Here is a 5,313-nt window from a genome sequence, read left to right on the forward strand (position 1 = left end):
AAGGGAGCCGGATCGACCCCCAATTTGCCTGCCGTGCTGACCGCAATGGTAAACATCAACACCGCCGCTGCGTTATTGGTGATCAGTTCCGTGCAGATCATCGTGGCGATAAAGATCGCTGCCAACGAACCAAGATTGCCGCCTTGGGCGATGCTGAGCATGCCGTTAGCGATGGCGTCGGCTGCCTTGCTCTGCTCGAGCGATTCCCCAATTCCGATCGCCGCTCCGATCACGATCAGCACCGACCAATCGATACTGCGGCGTGCTTCGGAAGTAGTGCAGCAGCGGAATGCGATCATCGCAATCGCAGCGATTAGCGCCGACGTCATGATCGAAACGGGACTGAGCGTCGCAGCAACCACCATGGCGAGCATGACACCGATCGACAACCAAGCGAGCTCGGGACGACGAACCGCTCCCTTTTCGACGGTGCTGACCAGATAAAAGTCATGCGATTCGCGACGGCGATGCAAAAACGATGGCGATGCTTCCAACAGCAACACGTCGCCGACTTCCAACCGCACATCCCCGATCTTGCCGGTCAACCGACGACCACCACGGGCAACCGCGACCACGGCCGCGTTGTAGTGCGAGCGAAACTTGCCTTCGCGAATGGTCTTGCCCAGCAGGGCACAACGCGAACTGACGACCGCTTCGACAAGCGTCCGCTGCCACGTTGGCACTCGCAGTTTTCGCGCCTGATCGTCGGGAATGGTCAAGCCTCGGATTTTTCGCATATCGACGACGCTATCGAGGGCACCAACGAGAATCAAAACATCATCGGCGCGTAAGACCTCATTCGGCTTGGCGGCCGCAATGATCCCATCGTGACGCTGAATTTCGGCCACGTACAAGCCGGGCAAATGCCGCAGCCCGGCCTCTTGCAGCGTGCGTCCCACCAGCGGACCGGACGGATCGACTTCCATTTCGACCGTGTATTGTCGCGGGTCATCCGAAACGCTGACGGCCGCTTGTCGCTCGGGCAGCAACCAGCGGGAACAACCAATGATATAGATCAACCCCACAATGGCCGCGGGAACACCTACGGCGGCGGGCTCAAAGAACGCCATCTGGTTGCCGTTGAGCTGCTCGTATTTATCTTTGATGATCAGATTGGTGCTGGTTCCCATGATCGTGCACATGCCGCCAAGAATCGCGGCATACGACAGCGGCAACAGCAATCGACTGCTACTGACGGAGACCCGTTTGCTGAGGTCAGAAACGACCGGCATCAACGCGGCAACCAACGGGGTGTTATTCAAAAAACCACTCAGCGCCGCGACCGGGACAAGCAGTCGCACCTGCGCCCCGAACAGATTCCGGGCCTTGCTAAGCAACCATCCGGTGGCAAGTTCAGTGCCACCGGTAAACTCGAGCCCTGCGACCACCGCAAACAGTAGAGCGACAGTAATTAGCCCTTTGTTACCGAAGCCCGCGACCGCTTCTTCGGCAGTCGGCAACAACGGCGATCCACTGATTTCCTGGGCTAACATAATCAGCCCCAGGAACATCAAAGCCAGCAAGTCGGTTGCCGCCACACGCATCGCGAGACACACCAGCAGCGAGCCAGCGATGATGACGGTCAACCACGCTTCCCAAGTCACCATGGATACGAACTACGCTCGCTCAGGAAAAAACTTTTGTAGCGTCGCATCACTCGGCGGTTTTGTCATCAGCGAGACGACAATCGTCGCAATCGCCGATGCCAGGAACATCGTGGCGACGGGCATCGTGCGAATCACATCGTCACCCCAAGGGATATCGACGGACCAATTCTCGATCTTCGCGAAATCCGACTGGGCAAACAGCACACACCAAGTTGCAAACGCAGTGATGACACCCGCATAGGCGCCCCATTTGGTCAGCTTAGGCCAATACACCGCCAACAACGCCAATGGGAACAGGCTACTAAATCCACTGAAGCACCAAATGCCTAACTGGAACACGCGTGCCTGAGCCACGTCGGTCAAACTAAGCACGTAGGTGATTGCGACGACGGCAACGATAAAGCATCGCGAGATCAGCACGATTTGTCGATCCGAAAAGCGGTCTTTGCCGGCATAGTGGACGACGATATCGGTCGTGAACATGGTTCCGATGCAGAGGAATTGACTATCCAGGCTGGACATAATTGCAGCCAGAATCCCGGCCAACAAAAAGCCACCGAGGACATCGCCCGAGAGCGACTTGACCATAAAACCGAGCACTTTGTTTGGCTCCGCCGCAATCGGCGGCGGAATGTTGATCAGTCCGCTGGTGGCCCAGACCCCGATCAACACACAGGGAATCCAAACAATCAGAATGAATACCGGGTGGACGACGACCGGCAACTTGAACGCACGACCACTTTTGGCAGTCAACCAGTGCTGGAACAAGTGAGGGAACATGCCCACCGAAAAGGGGATCAACATGTAGGTAAAGAACAACCACGGATCCATTTTCTCGCGGGTCCGAAACTGAGCAGGCGCCTCGACCGATTCAATCTGATCCGACAGCGTCACTTCGGCTCGCACACGTCTCGCCCTTGGTATCTCTTGGCTGACAATATGCAAGGAGTCCATAAACCCGGTCGGAGGTTCGGTGCGAACGACCCTTTCACCGTCCCGCATTTCATGGGCACGTCCGTCGGCAACCGATTTTTCGGCAAGGTTGGTTGCGATCAAATAGAACGCGACAACGCCCAGGATCATAAACACGATCGTTTGAAACGTATTCGCCCACGCCGTGCCTCGCATGCCGCCAAAGAAAACGTAGATCAATACGACCACGCAAATCACCAACTCGGTCAACCACGGAGGAATCCCGCCGTTTTCGGTTAGGCCCGGAAAATCGCCACGAGTCGCTCCTTCAATCGCCTTTCCTGCCGACACGACGCCGACCAACAAATAGGGAACAACCAGGGCGACAAGGATGGGGAACAACACCAAACCGATGTTGTTGCTTTCCAAGCGGTCGCGAAAGAATCCAACCTGAGTGGTGTATCCATATTTCTTACCCCACGACCACAGTTTTACGCCCAGCACGAAAAAGCACAGCGAGTGGATAATCCCCGAAGAGGAGGCCAGCATGGCGTAGACCCCCACGCCTTCGGAGAAGGCCTCGCCGGTGGATCCCACCAGTGCAAAACCGGTCATCGTGGTACCGAACAGCGACATCAGCAGCAGGAAGGGGCCAATTGAATGGCTCGCCAGCATGTAATCTTTCGACGTTCCTTTGAATAAACGCGACGAAAACAGCCCCAGGAACAGCAACATTCCCAGGTACACACTAATGATGGTGACTTTGATCATTCCGGGACTCATACTGCACTCTCCTCGGTTTCCGTGGCCGACATTGCGTCATCTTCGAGGTGCTGAGGCCAAGCAAAATTTGCGGCCAGGAACCAAACCACACTTGCCGCGATCGAAATTCCGGCATGATAGGCAAGCGTGAAGGGCAGAAAACCGAAAACCAATCGGTCGTTGCCCCAATTCCAGACATCTTGGTGGATCACCACCAAGAAGAGAACGAGGCCCCAAATAAGATATTTCATGACACGCACTCTAGGTTGGATGGGCAGCGAGTACAGAAGGAGGGTGAATTTGAGCTTCGCATTGTAGTCGAATTCCTAGCGGGAATAAGATGCCGTACCCAGCCACTATTTTTTGTCCCGCAATGGAAGCCCGCTGATCGTTTCGAGAGCACAAACGGCAAAACAGCGAGGCCCCAGACTCCACCGCCATACGGGGTACGGCTTCACCAAAACACTGTCTTTCTGCAACCGATGCAATAACACTGCGGGATTTAACCCGGTAAAGAAGTTGCGATTCGCAACGGCTTGATGCACCAGCGATTGAAGTTGATCCGCAGAGACGTGTCGCAACTCAGGCAATGTATCTGAAGAAACAAAATCGGTAATCAGCAGAATTTTCCCGCGATCGCCAGCCAGAGCAGCGAGCTGGGCCAAGTGGCCATCACGAACCGCCACCACCAAATCAGCGGAACGCGGGTGGCCCGCCCCGACCGCAATGAAGACCGAATCGACCAACTGTGACAACAAACAGGTCGAAACCACAACATCCCATTGGCCAAGATCGATCTGGGGCGGTAAATCGCGAGCCAGCAATGCCAAATCATCGAGCGTTTGCTCCGATACCGACGGTTCAGCATGCAGCAAATCGAGCTGCGAAAGGATGCACGACAGATCGACTCCGTCGCGGAGCGTCGTTCGGCTGGCAGCCGTCATGGACAAACCATCGACACACTGCTGCAGTGCGGCAGCATCGAGATCGACCAAACAAATCTCGTCAAAATGGCTCGCCAAGAATTCCAAATCGACATCGTTCCCGTTGCCAACCCCAAGCAAACAAAGTCGGCGATGTGATGCACTTGCGGTGTTTGCAATCAGCTCTGTGACTTGACGCCGATGCCCCGAAAAGGCATCTCGGTCACCGCGTGTGCATTGGTTCCGCTCGAAGTGAACGTGAGCGATCGGGGATGGCGAAGAAGTCATGTCAAAAACAAACGAGAGAAGGGCTGTGCAGAATACAATACCAACACAATCGAGTGTATCGAAACTATACTGTTCCCGATCGAGCCTGCGAAATCGCGGGTTAATCTCTCCGAAAAATCCCTCCTCCTACATTGCTGCGTGACCAACATGAGACGACTCGCTCTTCGATTAGCTTGCTCCCTTTTCCTGTGGACGCTCACGTTGTCAACGCCGGTGTTGGCTCAAACGCAATCAAACCCGCCCAACGTCGTTGTGATCTTCATTGACGACATGGGATATGCCGACATTCATCCGTTTGGTGATACGAAGTATCCGACTCCGAATTTAGATCGGATGGCCGCCGAAGGTCGTCGTTTCACTGATTTTGTCGTGTCATCTGCGGTTTGCTCCGCATCGCGATCCGCGCTGATGACGGGCTGCTACCACCGCCGCGTCGGCATCTCGGGGGCACTTGGGCCCAAGTCCGAAATTGGCATTAGCGCTGCGGAAACGACGCTAGCCGAGGTTTGCAAATCGAAAGGCTACGCAACAGCGATCTTCGGCAAATGGCACCTCGGACATCACCCCAAGTTTTTGCCCACCGCCCACGGTTTCGACCAGTATTATGGCATCCCCTACAGCAACGACATGTGGCCGCTTCACCCTGACTTCCTGACCAAACGCGAGAAAAACCCCGCCGCAAAATCGCCGTGGCCCAAGTTGCCGATGATCTCGGCGACACGAGAGCAGGGCTACGAAATCGTGAACCCCAACATCCAACCTGAGGACCAGGAACAGATGACAAAACAATTCACCGAGCGGGCGGTGGATTTCATCAAAAC

5 protein-coding genes are annotated in these 5,313 nt (G+C 55.4%); 1 reads left to right on the plus strand and 4 read right to left on the minus strand.

What is annotated here, in order from left to right; translation table 11 throughout:
* The 4 genes from ABX962_RS29295 to ABX962_RS29310 all read right to left on the minus strand — a co-directional run.
* Window positions 1–1,607: SLC13 family permease (locus ABX962_RS29295; RefSeq protein WP_372724824.1), on the minus strand; the 1,607-nt coding region annotated here is incomplete at its 3' end.
* Window positions 1,608–1,616: 9 nt separating this feature from the next.
* Complete coding sequence (locus ABX962_RS29300; RefSeq protein ID WP_372724825.1) at window positions 1,617–3,302, minus strand: sodium:solute symporter; 1,686 nt, start codon at window positions 3,300–3,302, stop codon at window positions 1,617–1,619.
* Window positions 3,299–3,532 (minus strand): DUF3311 domain-containing protein, encoded by a 234-nt coding sequence (locus ABX962_RS29305; RefSeq protein ID WP_372724827.1) that lies wholly within the window; start codon window positions 3,530–3,532, stop codon window positions 3,299–3,301. The genes ABX962_RS29300 and ABX962_RS29305 overlap by 4 nt, the downstream gene beginning before the upstream one ends.
* 105 nt (window positions 3,533–3,637) lie before the next feature.
* Window positions 3,638–4,492, minus strand: a complete 855-nt coding sequence (locus ABX962_RS29310) for a hypothetical protein (protein ID WP_372724829.1) — start codon at window positions 4,490–4,492, stop codon at window positions 3,638–3,640.
* Window positions 4,493–4,639: 147 nt separating this feature from the next.
* On the opposite strand from ABX962_RS29310, the gene ABX962_RS29315 reads away from it, so the two are divergent.
* The coding region (locus ABX962_RS29315) for a sulfatase-like hydrolase/transferase (RefSeq protein WP_372724831.1) at window positions 4,640–5,313 on the plus strand (674 nt) is incomplete at its 3' end.

The sequence above is a fragment of the Novipirellula sp. genome (assembly GCF_041583735.1).
Taxonomy (GTDB): Bacteria; Planctomycetota; Planctomycetia; order Pirellulales; family Pirellulaceae; genus Novipirellula.

What these genes read in the sequence shown, in the direction of transcription:
- ABX962_RS29300 (WP_372724825.1), bottom strand. Translation starts at nt 3,302, where the DNA reads ATGAGTCCCGGAATGATCAAAGTCACCATCATTAGTGTGTACCTGGGA.
- ABX962_RS29305 (WP_372724827.1), bottom strand. Translation starts at nt 3,532, where the DNA reads ATGAAATATCTTATTTGGGGCCTCGTTCTCTTCTTGGTGGTGATCCAC.
- ABX962_RS29310 (WP_372724829.1), bottom strand. Translation starts at nt 4,492, where the DNA reads ATGACTTCTTCGCCATCCCCGATCGCTCACGTTCACTTCGAGCGGAAC.